General features: G+C 59.2%; 19 protein-coding genes. 13 read left to right on the top strand and 6 right to left on the bottom strand.

Features of this window, described 5'->3' with window-relative positions; all coding sequences use genetic code 11:
• Positions 1–23 precede the first annotated feature (23 nt).
• The 4 genes from infA to trxB form a co-directional block, all read right to left on the bottom strand.
• Positions 24–242 carry a translation initiation factor IF-1 gene (gene infA, locus ABEA58_RS00695; protein WP_010130378.1) on the bottom strand — a complete coding sequence of 73 codons (219 nt, stop codon included), beginning with the start codon at positions 240–242 and terminating at the stop codon, positions 24–26.
• Between the two features lie 115 nt (positions 243–357).
• Positions 358–1,077, bottom strand: a complete 720-nt coding sequence (locus ABEA58_RS00690; RefSeq protein ID WP_345547841.1) for an arginyltransferase — start codon at positions 1,075–1,077, stop codon at positions 358–360.
• The gene (gene aat / locus ABEA58_RS00685; protein ID WP_345547839.1) at positions 1,070–1,789 is read right to left on the bottom strand and encodes a leucyl/phenylalanyl-tRNA--protein transferase; all 720 of its coding nucleotides are present in this window, start codon (positions 1,787–1,789) and stop codon (positions 1,070–1,072) included. Before aat ends, ABEA58_RS00690 begins: the two co-directional genes overlap by 8 nt.
• Before the next feature lie 88 nt (positions 1,790–1,877).
• Entirely contained in the window at positions 1,878–2,828 is a 951-nt protein-coding gene (gene trxB, locus ABEA58_RS00680; RefSeq protein WP_345547837.1) for a thioredoxin-disulfide reductase, read from the bottom strand.
• 577 nt (positions 2,829–3,405) lie between these two features.
• Between trxB and ABEA58_RS00675 the strand changes: the two genes are divergently transcribed.
• From ABEA58_RS00675 to ABEA58_RS00645, 7 genes are all read left to right on the top strand, one after another.
• Complete coding sequence (locus ABEA58_RS00675; protein WP_345547835.1) at positions 3,406–5,748, top strand: DNA translocase FtsK; 2,343 nt, start codon at positions 3,406–3,408, stop codon at positions 5,746–5,748.
• An 82-nt stretch (positions 5,749–5,830) separates the two neighbouring features.
• Positions 5,831–6,442, top strand: a complete 612-nt coding sequence (gene lolA / locus ABEA58_RS00670; protein ID WP_345547833.1) for an outer membrane lipoprotein periplasmic chaperone LolA — start codon at positions 5,831–5,833, stop codon at positions 6,440–6,442.
• Positions 6,435–7,784 carry a replication-associated recombination protein A gene (locus ABEA58_RS00665; protein WP_345547830.1) on the top strand — a complete coding sequence of 450 codons (1,350 nt, stop codon included), beginning with the start codon at positions 6,435–6,437 and terminating at the stop codon, positions 7,782–7,784. The genes lolA and ABEA58_RS00665 overlap by 8 nt, the downstream gene beginning before the upstream one ends.
• A gap of 58 nt (positions 7,785–7,842) precedes the next feature.
• Positions 7,843–8,217: a fluoride efflux transporter CrcB gene (gene crcB / locus ABEA58_RS00660; RefSeq protein WP_345547828.1), complete on the top strand. Its 375-nt coding sequence runs from the start codon at positions 7,843–7,845 to the stop codon at positions 8,215–8,217.
• A 52-nt stretch (positions 8,218–8,269) separates the two neighbouring features.
• The gene (serS, locus tag ABEA58_RS00655) at positions 8,270–9,559 is read left to right on the top strand and encodes a serine--tRNA ligase (protein ID WP_345547827.1); all 1,290 of its coding nucleotides are present in this window, start codon (positions 8,270–8,272) and stop codon (positions 9,557–9,559) included.
• A gap of 147 nt (positions 9,560–9,706) precedes the next feature.
• Positions 9,707–11,089, top strand: coding sequence for a siroheme synthase CysG (cysG, locus tag ABEA58_RS00650; RefSeq protein WP_345547826.1), 1,383 nt, complete (start codon positions 9,707–9,709; stop codon positions 11,087–11,089).
• A gap of 58 nt (positions 11,090–11,147) precedes the next feature.
• Positions 11,148–11,411, top strand: a complete 264-nt coding sequence (locus ABEA58_RS00645) for a hypothetical protein (RefSeq protein ID WP_345547825.1) — start codon at positions 11,148–11,150, stop codon at positions 11,409–11,411.
• A gap of 289 nt (positions 11,412–11,700) precedes the next feature.
• Here the strand turns inward: ABEA58_RS00645 and ABEA58_RS00640 are convergent, their stop codons facing one another.
• On the bottom strand, positions 11,701–14,058 hold the full coding sequence (locus ABEA58_RS00640; RefSeq protein WP_345547824.1) for a penicillin acylase family protein: 2,358 nt from the start codon (positions 14,056–14,058) through the stop codon (positions 11,701–11,703).
• 319 nt (positions 14,059–14,377) lie between these two features.
• On the opposite strand from ABEA58_RS00640, the gene ABEA58_RS00635 reads away from it, so the two are divergent.
• From ABEA58_RS00635 to ABEA58_RS00610, 6 genes are all read left to right on the top strand, one after another.
• On the top strand, positions 14,378–16,963 hold the full coding sequence (locus ABEA58_RS00635; protein WP_345547823.1) for a TonB-dependent receptor: 2,586 nt from the start codon (positions 14,378–14,380) through the stop codon (positions 16,961–16,963).
• 170 nt (positions 16,964–17,133) lie between these two features.
• The gene (gene egtB, locus ABEA58_RS00630) at positions 17,134–18,450 is read left to right on the top strand and encodes an ergothioneine biosynthesis protein EgtB (RefSeq protein ID WP_345547820.1); all 1,317 of its coding nucleotides are present in this window, start codon (positions 17,134–17,136) and stop codon (positions 18,448–18,450) included.
• 2 nt (positions 18,451–18,452) lie between these two features.
• A complete protein-coding gene (gene egtD, locus ABEA58_RS00625; protein ID WP_345547819.1) occupies positions 18,453–19,451 on the top strand; it encodes an L-histidine N(alpha)-methyltransferase in 999 nt (332 codons plus the stop codon).
• Positions 19,423–20,016 (top strand): DUF411 domain-containing protein, encoded by a 594-nt coding sequence (locus ABEA58_RS00620; protein WP_345547818.1) that lies wholly within the window; start codon positions 19,423–19,425, stop codon positions 20,014–20,016. Before egtD ends, ABEA58_RS00620 begins: the two co-directional genes overlap by 29 nt.
• 111 nt (positions 20,017–20,127) lie before the next feature.
• Entirely contained in the window at positions 20,128–21,108 is a 981-nt protein-coding gene (locus tag ABEA58_RS00615) for a hydrolase (RefSeq protein ID WP_345547816.1), read from the top strand.
• Between the two features lie 139 nt (positions 21,109–21,247).
• Positions 21,248–21,784, top strand: coding sequence for a 3'-5' exonuclease (locus ABEA58_RS00610; RefSeq protein ID WP_345547814.1), 537 nt, complete (start codon positions 21,248–21,250; stop codon positions 21,782–21,784).
• A gap of 504 nt (positions 21,785–22,288) precedes the next feature.
• Here ABEA58_RS00610 and ABEA58_RS00605 read toward each other — a convergent pair.
• Positions 22,289–22,759, bottom strand: coding sequence for a hypothetical protein (locus ABEA58_RS00605; protein WP_345547812.1), 471 nt, complete (start codon positions 22,757–22,759; stop codon positions 22,289–22,291).
• Positions 22,760–22,815 lie beyond the last annotated feature (56 nt).

Below are 22,815 nucleotides of genomic sequence, written 5' to 3'. Positions count from 1 at the left end.
GCGGTGAACTGCCCGGAGACCGATCAGCGCGCTCGGTAGGTGATGCGACCCTTGCTCAGGTCGTAGGGGGTCAATTCTACCTTGACCTTGTCACCAGTGAGGATGCGGATATAGTTTTTGCGCATCTTTCCGGAGATATGGGCGATGACCACATGTCCGTTTTCAAGCTTTACGCGGAAAGTCGTGTTCGGCAGGGTGTCGATCACCTCGCCTTCCATTTCAATGTAATCGTCTTTTGCCATGCGGCAGTAACCTTTACCAATGCTTTGTTCATGCTTCCGCGCCGGCACGGCCGCGGTACGACGGGCGTGCATTTTGCACGAAAAGCCGCGATAGAGCAAAGCCTCCCGCAGTGAATCAGGATGCGCCGAGGGACCAGCGGTTATCACGCAGGAATTCCGCAGGCTCAAACTGACGCTTGTAAGACATTTTATGGCATTCCTCGATCCAGTAGCCGAGATAAAGACTGGAAAGCCCAAGCCTTTTCGCACACTCGATTTCATAGAGGATGCAGTAACTGCCAAGGCCTCGATGAGACTCATCCGGGTCGAAGAAAGTATAGATAGCCGAAATACCCGCTGTCAGAACATCCGCCACCGCGGTTGCCACCAACCTGCCTGACACGCGCAATTCGATATAGCTGGTACTGCCCCAGGCGGGAGTCAGAAAGCTTTGGAACTGGTCGCGGCTGGGCGGATACATCTCCCCATCCTGGTGCCTGTGCTCTATATAGCGGGCATAGAGATCGTAATGCTCATCCGTATTGATGCTGTCCACGTGGAAGACTTCCAGGTCCCGGTTGCGCTTCCAGCAGCGGCGCTGGCTGCGACTGGGGCGAAACAGGCCAACCGGCACGCGCACAGGCACACAGGCCCGGCAGTTCGCGCATTGCGGGCGGTACAGGTAGGTGCCGCTGCGGCGAAAACCGAGGTCTGAAAGCTGACTGTACAGCCGCTGGTCAATCGGGGTTTGAGGGTCCACGAACACCGTGGTCGCCTCCTCATCGGGGAGATAACCACAGGGGTGAGGCAAAGTGGCCAGCAGTCGCACGGAATCCAGCTTGGAATAATTACTCATGATTCCAGGTCAGGGTCCAGGGCTTGGGGAACGGGGGCATCTTGAGTCCGGATTCGAGATTGCTCTCGAAAATCTCACGAGTCACCTCTACCGCTCCGAGGCTTAACAGGTGTGGATTGCTCACCTGGCAGTCGATCATCGCGCAGCCCCACAAGTCTAATTGCCCAGCCAGGCAGGCAAAAGCGACTTTTGACGCATCCGTGACCCGGTGAAACATGGATTCACCAAAAAATATCCTGCCGATGGCTACACCATAAAGACCGCCGACCAGCGAGCCTTCCTGCCAGACCTCAACAGAGTGAGCGTGTCCGAGCTGGTGCAGAGTGCAATACGCCTCGGCCATTGCGTCGGTAATCCAGGTTTCGTCGGCATAGGCCCGCGGTGCTCTGCAGGCTGCAACAACCTCCGCAAAGGCCCGATCCAAAGTGATTACAAAGCCGCCTCTGCGCAGGGATTTGCGCAGACTTCGACTCATTCGAAAATTCTTTGGGAAAACGACGCAGCGGGGAGAAGGGCTCCACCACAGAATGGGCTGCCCCTCGGAAAACCACGGGAAAATCCCCCGGCGATAGGCCGCCAGCAGCCACTCTGGCGTCAACTGCCCGCCAATGGCAAGAAGCCCGTTGGGGTCATTCAGGGCGTTTGCCGTTGCCGGAAACTCGATCTGGTGCTTGTCGAGAAGGGTGAGTCGCCCCTGGGCGTTTCCGCTCATTGTATGTCTCCGTGGCGCGATCGAGACAGGGGTAGGGCGCCGCCGTTAAAACGCCGCCCTTGCGGGCGGCGCTGATGGGAATGGGCGATCAGTCGGAAAGCGAGTCGAGGTAGCGCTCCGCATCCAGTGCCGCCATACAGCCGGTGCCTGCGGAAGTCACCGCCTGGCGATAGATATGGTCGGACACATCACCGGCAGCAAAAACACCCGGGATGGAGGTTTGGGTGGCGTTTCCGTCAAGACCGCTCTGGACAACGATATATCCACCGTTCATTTCAAGCTGGCCCTGGAAGATGTCGGTATTCGGCTTGTGACCAATGGCGATAAACACACCGGAAACATCCAGCTCCTTTGTGGAATCGTCCTGGGTGCTGCGCAGGCGCACGCCGGTCACGCCGTTGTCATCTCCCAGCACTTCGTCCAGGTTCTGGTGCCAGCACACATTGATGTTGCCATTTTCAACCTTGTCCATCAGCCGGTCCTGCAGGATCTTCTCGGCGCGCAGCTCGTCGCGGCGATGGATCAGGGTGACTTCACTGGCGATATTGGACAGGTAGAGTGCTTCCTCGACGGCGGTGTTGCCGCCACCAACCACAGCAACCTTCTGGTCGCGGTAGAAGAAACCATCACAAGTGGCACAGGCGCTGACACCACGCCCCTGGAATGCCTCCTCTGAGGGCAGCCCAAGGTACTGGGCGGAGGCACCGGTGGCGATAATCAGGGCGTCGCAGGTGTAGGTTTCATTGCCCTTCAGCACGAAGGGGCGCTGCTTGAGGTCGACGGAATCGATGTGATCGAAAATGATCTCGGTCTCAAAGCGCTCCGCATGCTGCTGCATCTGCACCATCAGATCGGGACCCTGGAGGTCAGCAACACCACCAGGCCAGTTCTCAATCTCAGTGGTGGTGGTCAACTGGCCACCCTGTTGCATGCCCGTAATAACGACGGGCTTCAGGTTGGCTCGTGCGGCGTAGATGGCCGCAGTGTAACCGGCAGGGCCAGAGCCCAGGATGACGAGTCGGTGATGGTTATTGCTCATGAAACACTCTTCAACAAACTGATGAACACAGTGTACGCGCAATCGGCGTACCCGGCTCGCGTAGCAGCCTCTGCCCAGCCCCTCCGTTCAGTCAAGGACTGACAGTTTGCTCAACGCAGTTTAGTTCGAGTGCGTCTGAGCAGGCTGGGATGGGCGGACTGACAACAGCCTGGCGCGAGCCTACGGAGTCAGCGCGTATCATAGGGGATAGCGAGGGGGCGACGAAATAGTTTGACTCTATATCGCTGATTGTCTGTGCAGACATCTCCCTGCGCAAAATTCGACGCACCTGAAGCCGCCTTATAGATCACATTAGGAGTGAGCGCTAGAGGATTGATTCTAAAAGATATATTTCACAATTCCTGGGGGCGCGGCGGGCTCTGCGGTAGCATTTCCTCCGGCGCTGTAGTACACAGTCGCCTGTTGTTGCCAGCCCAACACTTATAGGCTGTGGTCCTGTAGAATCGCGTAATCCTGTAAAACTCCGGCTGACAACTGAGTCAACCGGCGGTAAACCGCATTCTGGCAGAGCCCCGCCGCCTTGAGCCGGGCCAGAACGATAACTAGAGGTAAGCCATTGAAGGCCGACAGCCCAAGCGCTCAGTCTAACCGGGATGCCGGGTCTGAGCCGGAATCCCTGATTGCCAGATTTCTCCGCGAGGGAGCCCTCATCTCACTGCTCGCGGGGGCGCTGCTGCTCGCCATCAGCCTCCTCAGCTATGACGCTCAGGACCCGGGCTGGTCGCATACTGGCTTTGGCGGTGACATCCACAACGCCATCGGCCCCGCCGGAGCCTGGCTTGCGGATATCTGCCTCTCTCTCGTGGGCTGGATGGCCTACCTGTTCCCGGCCCTGATTGGCTGGCGTGCTGTGGCCATGTTGCGGGATCGCAATTCGCGCTTTCACGGCCCCCTGTTCGCCCTTCGTATCGCCGGCCTGATGGTGCTGCTGGTTACCGGCGCCGGCCTTGCCACGCTCTGTTTTGCCGAGATGGATCAGCCCCTGCCATTCTCCAATGGCGGCATCATCGGCGCCGCACTGGCCACTGCCGGTGAGGGCAGCCTCGGATATGTGGGAGCCACCATTCTTCTGCTGGCCCTGTTTGCCATTGGCGTGACGGTGTTTACCGGTCTTTCCTGGCTGCGACTGGCAGACAGCATTGGCCAGAACCTGCTCGGATTGATCAGCTGGCTGGGCAGCAGGATTCAACGGGCGCGCCAGCGCCGCGCAGAGGCACGTGCGGCACGCGAAGCGCTGGTAGTCCGCAAGGCCGCCGTGCAGGAGGAAAAACAGCGCACCGCAAAGCGCATTCCGCCCAAGATAGAGCCGGCAGCGCCAGCCCCCAAGCCGAGCCCCCGCGCAGCCAAGGAAAAGCAGGGCGAACTCTTCGTCAACGGCCCGGTCACTGGAAAGTTGCCGCCCCTTGAGTTGCTCGATCCGGCTGATCAGAACAAGAAAGCGGGCTTTTCCCGCGAGTCCCTTGAGGCCCTGTCGCGCCTGCTGGAGCTCAAGCTCAAGGATTTCGGCGTAATTGCCGAGGTGGTTTCCGTACTGCCGGGCCCGGTGGTGACCCGCTTTGAAATCCAGCCCGCTCCCGGGGTCAAAGTCAGCAAGATCAGCAACCTGGCCAAAGACCTGGCCCGCTCGCTGGCGGTGATCAGCGTGCGCGTGGTGGAGGTGATTCCCGGGAAGTCGGTGGTTGGGATCGAAATCCCCAATGAAAACCGCCAGATGGTGCGCCTGACCGAGGTGCTGTCGGCGGATGTCTACGAAAACAGCAAGTCCCGCCTGACTCTCGCGCTCGGCCATGACATCTCCGGCCAGCCGGTTGTCGCCGATCTCGCCAAGATGCCGCACCTGCTGGTGGCCGGCACCACCGGCTCCGGCAAATCGGTCGGCATCAACGTCATGCTGCTGAGTCTGCTGTATAAATCCACACCGGAGGAGGTTCGCCTCATCCTCGTCGACCCCAAGATGCTGGAACTGTCTGTTTATGAGGGCATTCCCCATCTGCTCACCCCGGTCATCACCGACATGAACGACGCCGCCAACGGGCTGCGCTGGTGCGTGGGTGAGATGGAGCGGCGCTACAAGCTGATGGCGGCGATGGGCGTGCGCAACCTGACGGGCTTCAACCGCAAGGTGCGTGAGGCCGAGGAAGCGGGTACCCCGCTGACCGACCCAACCTGGCAGCCAGATCCGCTTTCGAGCGTGCCGGAGTCGGAGCAGACCGCACCGAATCTGAAGACACTGCCGGCCATCGTCGTGGTGATCGACGAGTTTGCCGACATGATGATGATCGTCGGCAAGAAGGTTGAGCAGCTGATCGCGCGCATCGCTCAGAAAGCGCGGGCAGCCGGCATTCATCTGCTGCTGGCAACCCAGCGCCCGTCCGTGGATGTCATCACCGGCCTGATCAAGGCCAATGTTCCCACCCGCATCGCTTTCCAGGTGTCCTCCAAAGTGGATTCGCGCACAATCCTGGATCAGGGCGGGGCGGAGCAGCTGCTCGGGCATGGTGACATGCTCTATCTGCCGCCGGGCAGTGGTGTCCCGGTACGGGTGCACGGCGCCTTTGTTGATGATCACGAGGTGCACAAGGTGGTGGCGGACTGGTGTCGCCGCGGCGAACCCGACTATATCGATGGCATCGTTGACGACAGCAACAACAGCATCCCGGTACCGGGCATGCAAACCGAAGGCGGCGAGGGCGACGATCCCGAGTCGGACGCGCTTTACGATGAGGCGGTGGCGTTTGTCACCAAGTCCCGCAAAGCCTCCATCTCTTCGGTGCAGCGTCAGCTGCGCATCGGCTATAACCGCGCGGCGCGGATTATCGACGCCATGGAGGCGGCGGGTGTCGTCTCCGCCGCGGGTCACAACGGCAACCGCGAGGTGCTCGCGCCGCCACCGGCCTGATCATGCAGGCGCAGCGACATTCAGGAGGAGTTCACCGGCCTCCGCCTAGTCTGTAGTGACAGTCCCGAAATGGATATCTGAGATGAAAAACCTTTTACGTAACACCCTGCTGGCCTTGAGCCTGATTTCCACCGGGGTACTGGCCGATGCAACCGATGATCTCAGCGGCCTGCTGCAGCCCCTCGGCTCTATCTCGGGGGCATTCCAGCAGAGCCTGACCGACGAGCGTGGCGAAGTACTGCAGAACAGTAGCGGCACCTTCTCCGTGCAGCGCCCGGGCAAGCTCCGCTGGGAGACCGGCGAACCCTTTCCCCAGCTGCTGGTAACCAACAACCGGGAACTGTGGCTCTACGATCCCGATCTGGAGCAGGTGACCATCCGCCCGGTAGACGATCGCCTCAAGGAGACGCCGGCGCTCCTGCTGGGTGGCAAAGTCGAGGAAATCCGCAGCTCCTTCGAGGTCAGCAGCAAGAACGGCAGCTACCATCTCAAGCCCAGGCGAGCCGATGCGCCCTTCAAGGCGATGGAGATTCGCTTCACCGAGCGGGGACTGCCGGCGGCAATGACCGTGCGCGACGGCATGGGCCAGACCACCAGCATTCAGTTCTCCAAGGTACAGGCGAACCCGAAGCTCTCGGACCTGCTGTTCAATTTCAAACCGCCAGCGGGGACGGACATCATTCGCGATGAGTGATCTGTTTTCCAGCAATTCCCGACATCAGCCACTTGCCGCCCGTATGCGGCCCGACTCACTGGCCCAGTACGTGGGCCAGACACATTTATTGGGTGCCGGGAAGCCGCTGCGCGAAGCGGTAGAGCGGGGACAGCTGCATTCCATGATCCTGTGGGGGCCTCCGGGAGTGGGCAAGACAACCTTTGCCCGCCTGCTGGCACATGAGTGCGATGCCCGATTCTCGACCCTCTCGGCGGTGCTCGCCGGCGTCAAGGAAATCCGACAGGCGGTGGCGGAAGCCCAGCAGCACAGCGCCCAATATGGACGTGGCACCATCCTGTTTGTGGACGAGGTGCACCGGTTCAACAAGGCCCAGCAGGATGCTTTTCTCCCATACGTGGAGGAGGGCACGGTCACATTTGTCGGTGCAACCACGGAAAACCCGTCTTTTGAACTCAACAACGCACTGCTTTCCCGCTGCCGCGTTTACCTGCTGCGCAACCTTGCCGAAGACGAACTGCTCGGACTGCTCCACCGCGCACTGGAGCAGGATGAACTGCTTTCGGCACGCAATATCACCGTCACGGGGGAAACCCTGGAGAAACTGGCGCGGGCCGCAGATGGCGATGCCCGCAGTGCCCTGAACCTGCTGGAGATCGCCTGCGACCTCGCCATTGAAACAGACGGTCAGTGGTGCATTGACGAAACGGTGCTCGCGGAAGTGCTCAGCGCCGATGTGCGGCGCTTTGACAAGGGTGGAGACCATTTCTACGACCAGATCTCCGCTCTGCACAAGTCGGTGCGGGGGTCAGACCCCGACGCCGCCCTCTACTGGTTTGCGCGCATGATCGATGGCGGCTGCGACCCGCTTTACATCGCCCGCCGCGCTGTTCGCATGGCCAGTGAGGATATTGGCAATGCAGACCCGCGCGCACTGCAGATTGCCCTCAGCGCCTGGGATGTCCAGGAGCGGCTCGGCAGCCCCGAGGGGGAGCTGGCGATTGCGCAAGCCATTGCCTACCTGGCGGTGGCACCGAAGAGTAACGCCGTTTACAGCGCCTACAAGCGTGTGTTGGCGGATGTGCGCAGGGACCCCAGTTACGAGGTGCCGATCCACCTGCGCAATGCGCCCACAAAACTGGCCAAAAGCCTCTCCCATGGGGCGGAATACCGCTACGCCCACGACGAGCCGGATGCCTTCGCGGCCGGTGAGAACTATTTGCCCGAGCCAATCGCGGCGCGCACTTATTACCAGCCGGTACCGCGGGGCCTGGAACTCAAGATCAGCGACAAACTGGATAATCTGCGCAGGCTGAACCGGGAGAGCTCCAAACAGCGCTACCCGACCAATAAAGACTCATAAAAAACACTTAAAAATCCTGACGCGGCATTAGTCGCGCTGGGCAGGGGGATACCAACATATGCAGTTGGCAGCAATTGCTTTGGGTGGCGCCATCGGCGCCATCCTGCGACATCTGGTCGCGGTCTGGACTTACCCGGTCTTCAACGGCAAGTTCCCGCTGGGCACTCTGCTCGTCAACCTCGCTGGCTCTTTTCTTATCGGCGTGGTCTATGTCTTGATCGTGGAGCGGTCAATGCTCTCGGAAGAGTGGCGGTTGCTGCTGATGACGGGGCTGTTCGGCGCTCTCACAACCTTCTCCACCTTCTCGCTGGAAAGCCTGTTGTTGTGGCACAATGGCCAGCCTCTCACGGCACTGGCCTATGTGATCAGCAGCCTGGTGCTGTGCCTGGGTGCCACTGCCGCCGCATTGGCACTCAGTATGAAATACCTCTGAACCCGCAAGATTAACGAAGTAGCAGGAGCCTGCACGCAGGCAAACGAAAACGATGCTGGACCCCAAACTGATTCGCACCGAAATGCAACAGGTCGCCGAGACCTTGAAGAAACGCGGCGTGGCACTGGACACCGACCACCTGCAAAGCCTCGAGGAGCGCCGCAAGGAGCTCCAGGTGCGCACCGAGAGCCTGCAGAACGAGCGCAACAGCAAATCCAAGAACATCGGCCGTGCCAAAGCGGCTGGCGAAGATATCGCCCCGCTACTGAAGGAAGTCGAGTCCCTGGGTGGCGAGCTGAATGAAGCCAAGCAGGCACTGACCGAGCTGCAGGCCGAGCTCGACAGTATTCTCTCGGCGATTCCCAACCTGCCCGATGCATCGGTGCCGGAAGGTCTGAGCGAAGATGACAACGTTGAGGTGCGCAGCTGGGGCCAGCCACGCAGCTTCGATTTCCCGGTGAAAGATCACGTGGATCTGGGGGCAGAACTCGGCGGTCTGGACTTCGAGGTCGCCACCAAACTGACCGGCTCCCGCTTTGCGGTGATGACCGGCCAGGTGGCCAAGCTGCACCGCGCCCTGGCGCAGTTCATGCTCGACGTGCACATCGAAGAACACGGTTATCGCGAAGCCAATGTGCCGGTCATCGTCAATGCAGACTCGCTGTACGGCACTTCACAGCTGCCCAAATTCTCCGAAGATCTCTTCAAGCTGGAAGACGAGCGCGGCTTCTACCTGATCCCCACTGCGGAAGTGCCGCTGACCAACCTGTACCGGGATGAGATCGTCGAGGACGCGGAATCACTGCCGCACAAGTATGTGGCCCACACCACCTGCTTCCGCTCCGAGGCGGGCTCCCACGGCCGCGATACCCGAGGCATGATTCGCCAGCACCAGTTCGAGAAAGTCGAGCTGGTGTGGTTTGCCCGCCCGGACCAGTCCGAGGAGGCGCTGGAGATCCTGACCGGCAATGCGGAAACCATTCTGCAAAAGCTCGAGCTGCCGTATCGCACGGTCATTCTCTGTGGTGGTGATATCGGCTTCTCTGCTCGCAAGACCTACGACATCGAAGTGTGGCTGCCCTCACAGGAAAAATATCGCGAGATCTCCTCCTGCTCCCTGGTTGGGGACTTCCAGGCCCGTCGCATGAAGGCGCGCTTCCGCAACCCGGAAACCGGCAAACCGGAACTGCTGCACACCCTCAACGGCTCCGGTCTCGCCGTCGGACGAACGCTGATCGCCGTGCTGGAAAATTACCAGCGCGAAGATGGCAGCATCGAGATTCCGCAGGCCCTGCGCCCGTATATGGGTGGCAAAGAGTCCATCGAGCCGCAGAAGAACTGAGCCACCCCATCCATTTTTACAACCTGCATGCCGTTACCGGCTGGCGCTGGCATTCTCCCTGCTTAGGGTTGAATGCCGGGGCTTGCCGGTTTTTGCGCAAAAAGTTCCGGGCCGCCCACCGCGACCACGTTACGGAGATTTCGCTCGGTGCGATACCTGCCGCTCGCCTTCGATGTCCACAATCGCCCCTGTTTAATCATCGGTGGCGGCACTATCGCCACCCGCAAGGCCCGGCTGCTGAGAAAAGGCGGCGCGCGCCTGATCGTCGTTGCGCCGGAAATTGGCGAGGAGTTGCGCGTCCTTGTGGCTGAAAGCGGCGGCCAATTGTTCGAGGCCGAGTACCAACAGGAGTTACTGGCAAGCGGAGACCTTGTGATCGCGGCCACCTCTGATCCCGCAGTCAACGCCCGGGTCTCGGCGGACGCCCAGGCCCGACGACTGCCGGTGAATGCGGTGGATGCCCCGGATCTTTGCACTTTCACCTTCCCCTCGATTGTCGAGCGCGGCCCCATTTCCATTGGCATCAGCACTGGTGGCGCCGCGCCGGTGCTGGCTCGCGGTATTCGCGCACAGCTGGAGGCACTGCTGTCACCGAGGCTCGGCGACCTCGCTAATATGGCCGCCGCCATGCGCGATGCCGTCAAACAGGCCATGCCCGAAAAGGCCCGGCGGGCTTTCTGGGAGTGGGTTTTTTCCGGACCGGTGGCCGCCGAGGTTGAGGCGGGCAGGTTAGGGGAGGGCGAGCGCCTGCTTGCGGAGGCCCTGCAACGCCCGAGCTCGCAGCCGGCCAGTCGCGGTGAGGTTTACCTGGTCGGAGGCGGCCCCGGTGACCCCGATCTGCTGACATTCCGCGCCCTGCGATTGATGCAGCAGGCTGATGTGGTGCTTTATGACCGGCTGGTGTCCGACCAGGTCCTTGAGCTGGTGCGCCGGGACGCGGAACGGATTTACGTCGGCAAAAAGAAGCAGTTTCACTCGCTACCCCAGGATGACATCAATCAGCGCCTGGTGGATCTGGCCCGCGAAGGCAAGAGAGTACTGCGTCTCAAGGGTGGAGACCCGTTTATCTTTGGTCGCGGCGGCGAGGAAATCGACCAGCTCGCTGATGCCGGTATTCCGTTTCAGGTTGTTCCCGGCATCACTGCAGCCTCCGGTTGCGCCAGTTATGCCGGAATCCCCCTCACTCACCGCGATTACGCCCAATCTGTGCGCTTTATCACCGGCCACCTGAAAGAAGGTGAGCTGTATTTACCCTGGAACGAGCTGGCCAGCCCGGGACAGACCCTGGTGTTCTATATGGGCCTGACGGGCCTTGCCACCATCTGCCGGGAGCTCTGCGAGCACGGCCTGCCAGCATCCACACCGGCGGCGCTGGTGGAGAAGGGCACAACCAGCGCGCAGCGAGTGGTGGTGGGTGACCTGAATTCACTGCCGCGGCTCGCGGAGGAAAAATCCGTTGAAGCACCCGCATTGACGATTGTCGGTGGAGTGGTTGGCCTGCACAAAAAATTGAACTGGTACAAACCCTGACGGCTGCCTTCCGGGTCCGCATCTATACTGCAATTGAAGTGAGAAAGCGGTGTGGATTATGTGGCTGGCCTGGATCCGGTTTTATTGCACACTTTTAGTGCGCACCTTCCTCCCCCGGGAGAGTGAGATCTGTTTGCCCGACCCGGAGGACTCTCATGCGCGGCGCTACACTCGCCGCTACCGCCACAAACGTGGCTGGGTGAAGAACCTCTGGATTGCTGCTGGCGTACTGATGGTGTGCTTTCCGCTGCTGCCCGTGGTATTGCCCCTGGGAATCCTGACCTCATTCCTCTCGTTTGCGCTCCTCGACGAGACCACCTAGAGATGCGGGCAACCAGGAATCCCGAGCGCCCAGAAACTTGAGCGGATAGAGACAGGGGCGATTAGAGGCAGGAGCACCTAGAAGCGGGAGATTCTGGAAACGCCGCCCTGACGGGCAAATAGCCGGGAGCATAACCGGCTATTTGCCTGCCATCTATTTGCCCCCCTATTGATGCGCCTCTCAGCGTCCTGCCATCTAGAGCTTGTAGAGCTTGCCGGTCTATACAGAGCTATACAATACAACCCGTACCTAGTGTACCGGAGCGGCTGGACCGCTCCGGAGAAGGACTTTATTGAAGAATCAGGCGATAGCTTGCAGCCTGCTCCTTCAGCGGTGAAGGCCGCCCCTCAACCCAGTCCCGGTGTCCATTGCCGAAAAACGGCGACAGCGGGTGCGCGCTTTGTCCGGTAGCCATATGGAAGATCGCCGCATCGGTTCTGCCCGGGGAAACCACCAGCCGCTGTGACGCTCCGTGGGTAGGGGACTGGAAACGCGGCATATGGGTGTCTCCACTGAGCTGGTCCTGCGGCATGGCGATAAACCAGTTCACCAGTTCCACCGCTTTGCCAAGGGGGTGCTGGATACGGGCGGTGTTCTGCACGCCCCAGGTCTGCTGCTCCAGTGGCAACCCGCTCTCCGCCATTTCCGCCAGCGTCTGCTCGAGTGCGGCGCGCTTCAGAGTCTGCCAGGATTCGAAATCCGGGTTTAACAGGTGCGCCGGCTCGCGGGTCGCCATTTCCCAGAGGCTGTATTCAAACTGGCGCTTGGTCGGCCCGAAGGAAAAATCCGGCTGGAAGCGGCGCATATAGGTCAGGATTGGGGCGGTGGTCAGCTCCATAAACTTGAGGCGGTAATTGCGCACGATACGGTACCCGACTGAGTCGGCGGCCGCGTGGGCGCCCCAGTCGGCCACCAGCTGATAGACGTCCTGATACTGATCATCCCCCTCGAGAAGGTTCAACAGCTGCTGCTGCCAGCGAGCGAGGAACAGGGCGCGATCATCCAGCTGAATGTCCAGCAGGTCCTGTTCGTCAAAGTCGCTGCGCGCCATCAGGGCATCGCGGATTTGCTGTTGGCGGGCGCCGAGAGCGTAGCCGTGGTCGCCCATCAGTCGCAGGAATTCCCCGTCCATGGTGCGCGCATTGGCGGTCCAGATCCGGTGGGTGGGTGGATTGTAGATGCGCGGGTGCTCCTCCAGCGGCAGGTAACCATCCCAATAGGCATCGCCATCTGCCCAGGACACAGAGCGGTCACCGGCCAGACCTACACGGCGTGGCACAGCGCCGCCGACAGTCCAGCCAATGTTGCCGTCACTATCACCCACCACCAGATTCTGGTGCGGAATGCCCAGCTGCGGGCCGAGATCCAGAGCCTCTTCGGCGGAGCCTGCCAGCTCCATCTGCAGCAGGTTCAGGTTGCCACCGCGCACATCATGGGCAACCCAGCGGTAGGCGAGGGGAGTTCCACGGTGGTTTTCCGCCACCACCGGACCCCAGATCGTTTTGCGTACTTCGATCGTCTCGGCTGGCGCGCCCTTGACCACAAGCTGCTCGCTGGCGATCTCGAATTCCCGCCAGCCCTCCGGGGTGCGATAGCGCAGCCCATCGTCGCTGACCTCAAGGGGAATCAGGTCGCCCCAGTCCGCCGTCGTATTGGTAAAGCCCCACGCCACCACACCATTGGTGCCAACCACGGCAATGGGGCCGCCGGGCAGGGTGGCGCCGCGCATGAACCGGGAGGTGCCGGGAATGGTCCAGCCGGCCCGGTACCAGATATTCGGCACATTGAGACCCAGATGCATATCGTCGGCGAGAATGGCACCACCGTGTTCGGTAAGCGCACCGCCAACCACCCAGTTGTTGCTGCCGTAAATCTTGTCTTCGCTTTCGCTGGGCTCATAGGCGAGGGAGTCTCCCTCATTGAGCAGCGAGGCTATATGGGTTTCCGGGAGGGTCACAGGACCGCGGGCATCCCCAACAAGAGGCGCATCCCACTCGCCGCCATCGGGAAAATAAAACGCATAAATGTCCGCCGGCAGCAGTTCGGCCAAAGCCGTGTCGCGCAGCTCGTACTTGCCGATAGGGCTCTGTAGCGTGAGGTACATGCTGAAAATGGTCAGCATGCTGTCGGCCTCTTGCCAGGGCTCTGGCTCAGTGCCCAGCAATGCGTACTCCCAGGGCGCGCTGCCAAGCTGCGCCAGTCCAGTATTGACTCCCTCTACGTAGCTGCTGAGTACGCGGCGATGCTCCTCAGACATAGCCGCCACATTGCGCTCGGCGCGGGCGCGGAACTGGTGCACACGCACTTCCCGGTCGTGCTTGAGGGCAGCTTCGCCTACCAGCGCGGCGAGCTCGCCGGCGGAGTTGCGGCGCAACAGGTCCATCTGGAAAAAGCGCTCCTGGGCGTGCAGGAAGCCCAGCGCAAAGGCGATATCCGACCGGTTCTCGCCGCTGATGAGCGGGATGCCCTGGGCATCGCGAACGATCTCCACCGGAGCGGATACGCCCCCGGCGTCCATTTTCCCATCGAGAATCGGCAGGCTCTGGCGCAGCCAGATCCACAGCGCAGCAAATAAAACAGCGGCAAGGGCCGCTAACCCAAGCAGCAGGCGCATGGTGCCGCGTGCGCTAAACAGTTGACGAAGCATAGGAGGTTCCACCGCTAAGTTATTCATTTTCATACAAATTACATCGAATCACTGGCGCATATTAACAAGTGCCCAGGGCGCGAAATAGTTACTCTGGGACAAAGAACAGTCACAGATAATCGTTTAAAGATGAATTTAATGCCATTAAAGTTCACGGGACTCTTGGGTCATCGGGCCGAACTGAACAAGAACTGACCAGTCACAACAAAAAAGTCACAAAGCCTTTTAAAAATGAAAATAGCGCCGTAAGATGGCGCGGAATAACAAAAATACGAAAACATCACGCTTTTCTGATAACAACAAACGCGAGGACGCGATGATGCACAACGCCGATCAGACAACTAAAACCCGGCAATTCAGCCTGTCCGCACTCTCCGGTGCCATTGCCATTGCCACTGCCATCAGCAGCGGTACCGCCTACAGCGCGGAAATCGAGGAGGTGGTGGTAACCGCGCAGAAGCGCGCGGAAAACCTGCAGGATGTTCCCATTGCCATTTCAGCCTTCACCGGCGACAACATCAAGAAAATGGGTGCCCAAAACCTGACCGACCTGGGTAAATCCACCCCCGGCGTCGAGATGAACAACGACACCGCCCTGCAGCCGACCTATAACATCCGCGGCATCCAGACGTCCGACTTCACCGTGGGCTCCGACCCCGCGGTTGCCGTCTACGTGGATGACGTTTACACCGGCCGCGGCGCCGGCGCCGAAGTGCCGCTGGCAGACATCGAGCGGGTAGAGGTGCTCAAGGGCCCGCAGGGAACCCTGTTCGGCCGCAACGCCACCGGCGGCGCCATCCATATCGTTACCAAGCGCCCCCTGAACGAGGACCAGACCGAGGTCTCTCTGACGGCTGGTAACTACGGCCGCATGTCCTCAGACGTGATCATCAACCGTGCCATTAACGACAAGGCTGCGGTGCGCCTCACCGCCTCCACCAACAAGCGTGATGGCTACTACCCCAATGCCGAAGACGGCGCCGACTGGGGCGGCCAGGACACTCAAACCCTGCGTGCATCCTTGTCCCTGATGCCCAACGATGACACCGAGATTCTGTGGCGCGCCGAATACAGCCGCCTGGATCAGAACGGCGCCACCCGCGCCTCCGTCAATGAAAACATCTCCGTTGGCGACGGCACCGTTTTCAGTGACCAGGCTTTTGATACCGGCAACCATGAAGAGCGTGACCTGTACGCCACCTCATTGAAGATCACCCACGACTTCAATGACATGACCCTGACCTCCATCACGGCTTACCGCACATTCGAGTCCTATCTGCTGCAGGACGAGGATGGCACCAACAACCCCGACTTCTATTTCGCCTCGGCCAACTTCGACGACCAGAAGTTCTTCTCCCAGGAGTTCCGCCTCAACGGTGAAACCGACAGCCTGAAATGGACCCTCGGCGCCTCCTACTCCCAGGAAGAGCTGGTACACGATACCGAAGCGTTCTTCACTCCGAGCACCTTCGAGACCTTTGCCCTTTACACCGTGATGAAGGAAAGTCCGGAGCAGCTGGCCGCTCTGGGTGTATCGCAGGGGCAAATCGATGCGCTGGCCGCCATGAGCGACCTTGAGGTTTCCAAGCAGGTACCGGGGTTCCGTGAGCTGCTGCGCAACACTTCGATCCCGCTGGCCCCAGGCCTGAATGCCAGTGGTGACGGCCTGATGGTCGCCAATTTCTACGGCAACTATCTGCTGCCCAGTCTGGTGGAAAATGTCATGCAGTCCTCACCGGAAGCGCAACAAGCATTCTTCAGCAACTTCAACTGCTCATCGCAACTTCAGACTTATATGGGCAGCGGCGATGACAGCCAGCTTAACGCGTGCCTTCTGTTAGGTGCCAATGCCTTCGTACAGGGCAAAGAGGGCAACTGGCGCGAGAACGTGCTGAACACCGGCGATTACCGCTCCGCCGCCATCTACGGTGATGCCACCTGGGCGGTCACCGATCGCATGAACCTGACCTTCGGCGCCCGTTACACCCAGGATGACAAAGACTTCACCATCGACACCGCCTATCAGAATGAGCTGTACGGCATCCCGTTCGGCATGGCCTTCTTCAGCGGCGGCAACCCGGCGATTTCCCAGTCTTCCTCTGACAGCTGGTCCGACCTGTCCGGCCGTGTGGTACTGGACTACCAGTGGAATGACGACGTCATGACCTATGCGTCCATTTCCAATGGCTTCAAGGCTGGCGGCTTCAACAGCCTGAACTACGGCGACGACATCGATAACTCCTTCGACCAGGAGACGGTGGTCAACTTCGAGGCGGGCATCAAGTCCAACCTGCTCGACAACCGCATGCAGCTGAACGCCTCCGTATACGCCTACGAGTACGACAACCTGCAGGAACTGAGCCTGATCGGCTTCCCGATCCCCAGCTACAACCTGCGGAACGCCGATGCTGAAGGCCAGGGTGCGGAAGTGGAAATGCTGTTCGCCGCCAGCGACAACCTGCTGATCGGTGGCAACTACTCCCACCTGAAGACCGAGTACACCCGCTACCAAGTCATTGAAGCGGCGGGCGAGACCGCTGAGGATGATCGCACCGGCGATCCTCGCGTGGGCACCCCGGAGAACAAGATCAATCTGATGGCGGAATACACCATCGGCCTGAACTCCGGTGCAGACATCGTGCTGCGCGGTGACTACAACTGGACCGATGAGCGCGTTGGCACCATCTCCGATCCCTCCCTGGTGGTTCCGGATTACAACCTGCTGAACGCTCGCGTTGCCTTCAACAGCGCCAGCGACACTTACACCGTGTCAGCCTGGGTCCAGAACCTGACCGACGAGGAGATCGTAGGCGATTTCGGTGGCCCGGGTAATGCCATCGGCGCCGAGACCGGCTGGCGCTTCCAGCCGCGCATGTTCGGTGCGGATTTCACCATGCGCTTCTGATCATCACCTGTGACGATCTGCGCAGAAAAGGCCGGCTTTTGCCGGCCTTTTTTTTGCTTAGTGCAAACATAAAAAATCTGGCGACAGAGCAGGGGATTAGAACGCCAAATTCATGGGGTTGCCGCCAAAACTGCGTATGATCTTTTGAAGTCTGACGCGGATAACAGGGCATGACACTTCCAGCGCCTGAGGTACCCAAAGAAACCCAGTTCGACCTCCTCAGCCGCTACCGAAGTGTTCGCGCAGAAACCGAACAACTGGCGACCCCGCTCTCCGCCGAGGATATGCAAATCCAGTCCATGGCGGATGCGAGCCCCACCAAATGGCACCTGGCTCACACCACCTGGTTCTACGAAACCTTCATCCTGCGTGAGTTAAACCCGCAATACCGGGTGTTCGACCCGCGCTATCACGAGATCTTCAATTCCTATTACCACTCACTTGGCCAACCCTTCAGCCGCCCCCTGCGCGGGCTGCTCTCACGGCCCTCGATTGACGAGATCTACGCTTACCGCGCCTATGTCGATAGGGCCATCAGTACGGTTTTGCAGGGAGGAGGGGAGGAGCGCAGGCTCAACAACCTTGTGCTTCTGGGATTGAACCACGAACAGCAACACCAGGAATTGCTGCTGACCGACATCAAGCACGCACTCTCCATCAACCCCTTGCTGCCGGCCTATATAAACAATGCGGATGCTGGCAGCGGGGAAAACGGCCAAAAGGTGGAAGCATTGGAGTGGATCGCGGTCAATGGCGGCATCTTTAATATCGGCGCCAGCGCAGGCGGCGATCAGGCTAACGAGGGTGACAACTTCTGCTTCGATAACGAAACCCCCTCACACCCCCTGCTGGTGCAGGATTTCAGAATCGCCTCACGGCTTGTGACCAACGGTGAATTCCTTGAATTCATCGAGGATGGCGGATATCGCCAGCACCGCCTCTGGCTCTCTGACGGCTGGAGTTGGGTGAATACACATTCTGTGCAGCATCCACACTACTGGCGGCGGGTTGACGGCAGCTGGCAGCAATTCACCCTCTGCGGCCTGCAGCCTCTCGCCTACGCCGAACCCGTATGTCACCTGAACTTCTATGAGGCGGACGCCTTCGCCACCTGGGCGGGCTTTCGACTTCCGACGGAATTCGAGTGGGAGGTGGCGGCCTGCCAACTTTGCACCCCCGATGACCTCGCGGCTGCCAACCTGCTGGAAAAGCGCCACTGGCACCCAGCCGCCAGCCATCAGCAGCGACAATTACTTGGCGATGTCTGGGAGTGGACATCCAGCGCCTACCAGCCCTATCCCGGTTTCCGGGCCAGCGGCGATGCCGTGGGGGAATACAACGGCAAGTTTATGTGTAACCAAAAGGTGCTGCGCGGCGGCTCCTGTGTCACACCGTCGAGCCACATCCGCAGCAGCTACCGCAATTTTTTCTATCCGCACCAGTTCTGGCAATTTACCGGCATCCGGCTGGCAGGAGACGCACTGTGAATATGGCCGCACAACCGCCCGCTGATAAACGCGATGAGAGTGACAGGGGTGAGAGTGACCGGAATGAGGGGTGCCGGCGCGGTTTTCTTGAGGATGTAATCCGGGGCCTAAGCGAGCTGCAGAAAACCCTGCCCTGCAAGTATCTTTACGACGAGGCCGGCTCGGAGCTGTTCGAGCAGATCTGTAAACTTGAGGACTACTACCTCACCCGTACAGAGGCGCAAATTTTTTCCGACCACCTGGCAGAAATGGCGCAGGCTATTGGCCCCGATGCCGTGATTATCGAGCCGGGCGCGGGCAATTGCGCCAAAGCCGAACCGCTGCTGGCGAGCCTTGAGCGGCCAGCGGCCTATCTGCCAATGGATATCTCCCCGGAAATATTGCTGGCTGCCCGACGGCGCATTCATACGCACCTGCCGAACCTCGATATCCACGCTGGGGTAGGGGACTTCACAGAGGACGAGACCTGGGCGGCACAGCCGCCAATGGAGGCGCGGCGCCGGGTGATTTTCTTTCCGGGCTCAACCATCGGCAACTTCGACCCCGATCAGGCCCGGGGCTTGTTGCGTGCCTTCGCCAGCAGGCTGAACAAGGGGGATGGCATGCTGATCGGCACCGATCTCGACAAGGACCCGGTGATTCTCGAGCGCGCCTACAATGACAGCGAGCAGGTCACAGCGCGCTTCAACAAAAACCTGCTGACACGCATCAATAATGAACTGGGAGCGGACTTCGATCTCTCGCGCTTCGCGCATCGCTCCTTCTATCACCCCCTCAGGTGCCGTGTGGAGATGCATCTGGTCAGCCTCACCCGGCAATCGGTGTCAGTGGCTGGCAGGGCGTTTGCCTTCCTTGAAGGCGAAACCATTCACACCGAGAACAGCCACAAGTACAGCCTGGCGGGCTTCCGGGATACCCTGCGCAGCACGGGCTTTGTGCCCATCCGCCACTGGAGCGATTCGAGCAGCCACTATGCGATACATTTTGCTGAAGTGCACTGAGCCTGCACGGCGCTTACTGAGCTTAAGCCTATCGGCACTGCTGGTTTTACTGCCACCCGGCCATGCCATCGGCGCAGAGGCGGATCAAGCCGCTGCCCAGAAGGTGACTTTCACCGAAGCCGACATGACGGTGTTCAAGCATCGCCTGTGTTTTTGCTGCAAGGACTGGATCAAGCATCTGCAGCGCGCGGGGATGAACCCCGCGATCATCAACCGTCGTGATATGGCCACGGTGAAATCACAGTGGGCGATCCCAGAGGGGTTCGGCAGTTGCCATACCGCCGTATGGCGTGATCGCTACGTGTTCGAGGGGCACATACCCGCGCGCATTATCCGGCAGTTTTTGAGCCGCCCGCCGCAAAACGCCATCGGCCTTTCCGTGCCGGGCATGCCCAAAGGCAGCCCCGGCATGTACAAAGGTGGCGACTTCGAGCCCTACAATGTCTACGTTTTGCTGCTTGGCGGCGACTACCGCTTGTACGCCCGCCTCAGTCAAGCCGAGGTTGATAGCGAGATTGAGGCCAAGACTGATGATTTAGCGCAACAGAAAGAGGGCGGCGGCTAGGCGGAAGGCGAATCGCCGCAGGAGAGCGGGCAGGGGGCCAATACCACTTCCCGCCTTTCCTATTTGCAGTGTCGGCGCTATGGTATGCCGCCACCCAGTCAGATAAGCAACATGTCAGAGCAGTTTATTCCCGCCACCGGCTTAGGCAATTGCCACCTGCAGACACTGTTCCCCCGCTTCCATCGCCCTGCGCCATGGATTCAGACACAGGTGCAGTGGTTTGATACCGACGATGGTGACAGGCTTGCCGTCCATACCCCCAAGCCACTGTTCGATTCCACCCGGCACCCCCTGGTGATACTGCTCCATGGGCTGGAGGGCTCGGTTGCCTCCTCCTATATTCAGGGCATGATGCAGGCGTTACAGCAGAGAGAATTTCAGGTTGCCGTGATGCATTTCCGCGGTTGCGGCGGCATCCCCAACCGACTGCCGCGGGCCTATCACAGCGGTGACAGCGAGGACCCCCGCTGGCTGGCTCAGCAGTTGCGTCAGCGCATGCCCAATACACCGCTGTTGGCGGTAGGGTATTCGCTCGGTGGCAATGTGTTGCTTAAATGGCTCGCGGAGGATGGTGAGCGCAGCCCACTGCAAGCCGCCGCCGCCGTCTCGCCCCCCATGGACCTGCACGCCTGCAGCCGGCGCATCAACACCGGTCTGTCCCGTGTTTACCAGCGGCACCTTCTGCAAAGCCTGCGGAAAAGCCTACAGCACAAAGGACAGGACCCTCACTTGCGCGCCGCGCTGCCGGATCTCGCCGACCCGAAGCTTTTTAGCAATTTCCGCCGTTTTGATGACGTCTTTACAGCGCCACTGCATGGCTTTCAGGGTGTTGACGACTACTACAACCGCGCCTCCAGCAAGCCACTGCTGAAAAAAATACGCCGTCCGACCCTGATTATTCACGCAGAGGATGACCCGTTTATCTGCTCTTCGGCCATTCCCGCCCAGCCGGAAGTCAGCGACACGGTGGAGCTGGCCATCAGTCGCCACGGCGGGCATGTGGGGTTTATCGCCGGGAGCCTCTGGCAACCCCGTTATTGGCTCGAAGAGCGTATTCCGAAATACTTACTTCTGCGACAGGGGGCAAGTTGAGATCCTGACGTAGAGCAGGGAGCCCAGGAATTTATCCTCGAATGGAGCGTAAAGGCGACTCGAATAAGGAGGAAAAAGGGCACCCGACAGGTGATAGTGACCCGCGTTAATTGGTTGGATTTTTACAGGCGAAAGCAACTTGCAACACCTCCTTATAGTTGACCTGGAAGCTACCTGCTGGGATGACCGCCCACAAACCGTACAGGAAATGGAGGTCATCGAGTTCGGCTGCGCACACGCCTCTACTCATGGGGTTGTCTCCCGCACTTTTAGCCAACTGGTCAGGCCGGTATTCAACCCGGAAATCAGCGAGTTCTGTCAATCTTTGACCGGTATAACACAAGGCATGGTGGGTGAAGCGCCTGACTACCCTGAAGCAGTTCGGCGGCTGGATGCCATCACAGCTGAACTGGAGATTGATGCCTGGGCAAGCTGGGGGCAATACGACCGCAATCAGATTGCAGTTGAGCTAGAAAGGCATGGGATTGCTCCGGCATTTTTCACCGCGCCACACATCAACCTCAAGGCCCTGTGGCAGGATCGCAAAGGCAGTAAACGTCGTGCGGGTCTTGGCTCCGCACTCAGGTCATTAGGGATGCAGTTTGAAGGCCGCCAGCATCGCGGCGAGGACGATGCAAAAAATATCGCGCGCATTCTGCCTTACCTAGACCTTTAACATTTTCAATCAAACGAACTTAGGAATCGCAATACCAGCAGTGCTCGCCCCCTCCATGCATAGAATTTAACATAATCTATATTATGCGAACTGAGTATTGGATGCGGAGCATAACTAGTTATGGGTTGCTCAGTGTGCGCCCAGTGCGCACGGCGCAGCTCCGCCTGCGCCTGTATGCACACCTGTGCTGGCATCTTTCCTAATGAATAAGTGGCTCGCCAGTAACTGCTGAGTACCGGTGGAATTTGTATTCGTAATTTATGTACAGCGGCGACGAGGTTCAGTTGTTTACTGGCCTGGCCTGCGCTCTTGCTGCCGAGGGCGCCGGATTTGCTGCTGGAGGCTCTGGTGATGTCGCGCCCGTCCAGGGCGATATCGCCGTTTTCCTGTTTCGATGAGGCTAAAGCGGGGCAAAGACGCAATAAAGCGTCAAAATGTTACTCTGACCCCAATTATTCGAAGGCATAAAAAAGCCCAGCTCAATGGCTGGGCTAAAACAAAACATCATCCTCTATCAGCTACTGCAATACTAGAGTAATCACCGAACTCTGGGTACTGCTCATAATTACCAGACACATCGCCTTGCGTATCACTAACTTCTAAATTGTGAGGGTTAAAAGATTCCTTCCTTATTTGGATAGATCCATCTTGACCAAACATATAAGAGGTTCCACTTTTAACTGTGTCTGTAGCGCCATCGAAATCTCGGTACGTCGCCATAGACAAAAACAACCTTCCTTTTTCAATCTCTTGAAATTGATAAGTTAAGTTTTCCCTCAAATTATCATCCAGAAAGCATACACCAACAAAATCATTGTTAATTTCGATAAAGCAATGTGGGCGATCAGGATCACCCACTAACACAGTATAAGGCTTTCGTGATTCATGAGCTTCTCTGGCAGTATTGTTATCCCAGATTTGGGTCGCACTTTTTTTAGCTCTAAACCACGATTTACAGTAAGTCACATTATTCATTTTTAATAAATCTTCCCATCTATATCTCTAATTAAAACACCAGCGTCATTTGCGGC

This window comes from Microbulbifer aestuariivivens (assembly GCF_039545115.1).
Classification (GTDB): domain Bacteria; phylum Pseudomonadota; class Gammaproteobacteria; order Pseudomonadales; family Cellvibrionaceae; genus Microbulbifer; species Microbulbifer aestuariivivens.
Note: the sequence above shows the minus strand (reverse complement) of the source record. Positions and strands in the feature narration are given on the sequence as shown.

Bases quoted from the DNA above. Each gene is read 5' to 3' on its own strand.
- serS (WP_345547827.1), top strand. From the start codon at position 8,270: ATGCTGGACCCCAAACTGATTCGCACCGAAATGCAACAGGTCGCCGAG.
- ABEA58_RS00615 (WP_345547816.1), top strand. From the start codon at position 20,128: ATGTCAGAGCAGTTTATTCCCGCCACCGGCTTAGGCAATTGCCACCTG.
- ABEA58_RS00640 (WP_345547824.1), bottom strand. From the start codon at position 14,058: ATGCTTCGTCAACTGTTTAGCGCACGCGGCACCATGCGCCTGCTGCTT.
- egtB (WP_345547820.1), top strand. From the start codon at position 17,134: ATGACACTTCCAGCGCCTGAGGTACCCAAAGAAACCCAGTTCGACCTC.
- lolA (WP_345547833.1), top strand. From the start codon at position 5,831: ATGAAAAACCTTTTACGTAACACCCTGCTGGCCTTGAGCCTGATTTCC.
- ABEA58_RS00620 (WP_345547818.1), top strand. From the start codon at position 19,423: ATGCGATACATTTTGCTGAAGTGCACTGAGCCTGCACGGCGCTTACTG.
- ABEA58_RS00690 (WP_345547841.1), bottom strand. From the start codon at position 1,077: ATGAGTAATTATTCCAAGCTGGATTCCGTGCGACTGCTGGCCACTTTG.
- infA (WP_010130378.1), bottom strand. From the start codon at position 242: ATGGCAAAAGACGATTACATTGAAATGGAAGGCGAGGTGATCGACACC.
- crcB (WP_345547828.1), top strand. From the start codon at position 7,843: ATGCAGTTGGCAGCAATTGCTTTGGGTGGCGCCATCGGCGCCATCCTG.
- ABEA58_RS00635 (WP_345547823.1), top strand. From the start codon at position 14,378: ATGCACAACGCCGATCAGACAACTAAAACCCGGCAATTCAGCCTGTCC.
- ABEA58_RS00605 (WP_345547812.1), bottom strand. From the start codon at position 22,759: ATGAATAATGTGACTTACTGTAAATCGTGGTTTAGAGCTAAAAAAAGT.
- ABEA58_RS00645 (WP_345547825.1), top strand. From the start codon at position 11,148: ATGTGGCTGGCCTGGATCCGGTTTTATTGCACACTTTTAGTGCGCACC.
- aat (WP_345547839.1), bottom strand. From the start codon at position 1,789: ATGAGCGGAAACGCCCAGGGGCGACTCACCCTTCTCGACAAGCACCAG.
- ABEA58_RS00665 (WP_345547830.1), top strand. From the start codon at position 6,435: ATGAGTGATCTGTTTTCCAGCAATTCCCGACATCAGCCACTTGCCGCC.
- trxB (WP_345547837.1), bottom strand. From the start codon at position 2,828: ATGAGCAATAACCATCACCGACTCGTCATCCTGGGCTCTGGCCCTGCC.
- egtD (WP_345547819.1), top strand. From the start codon at position 18,453: ATGGCCGCACAACCGCCCGCTGATAAACGCGATGAGAGTGACAGGGGT.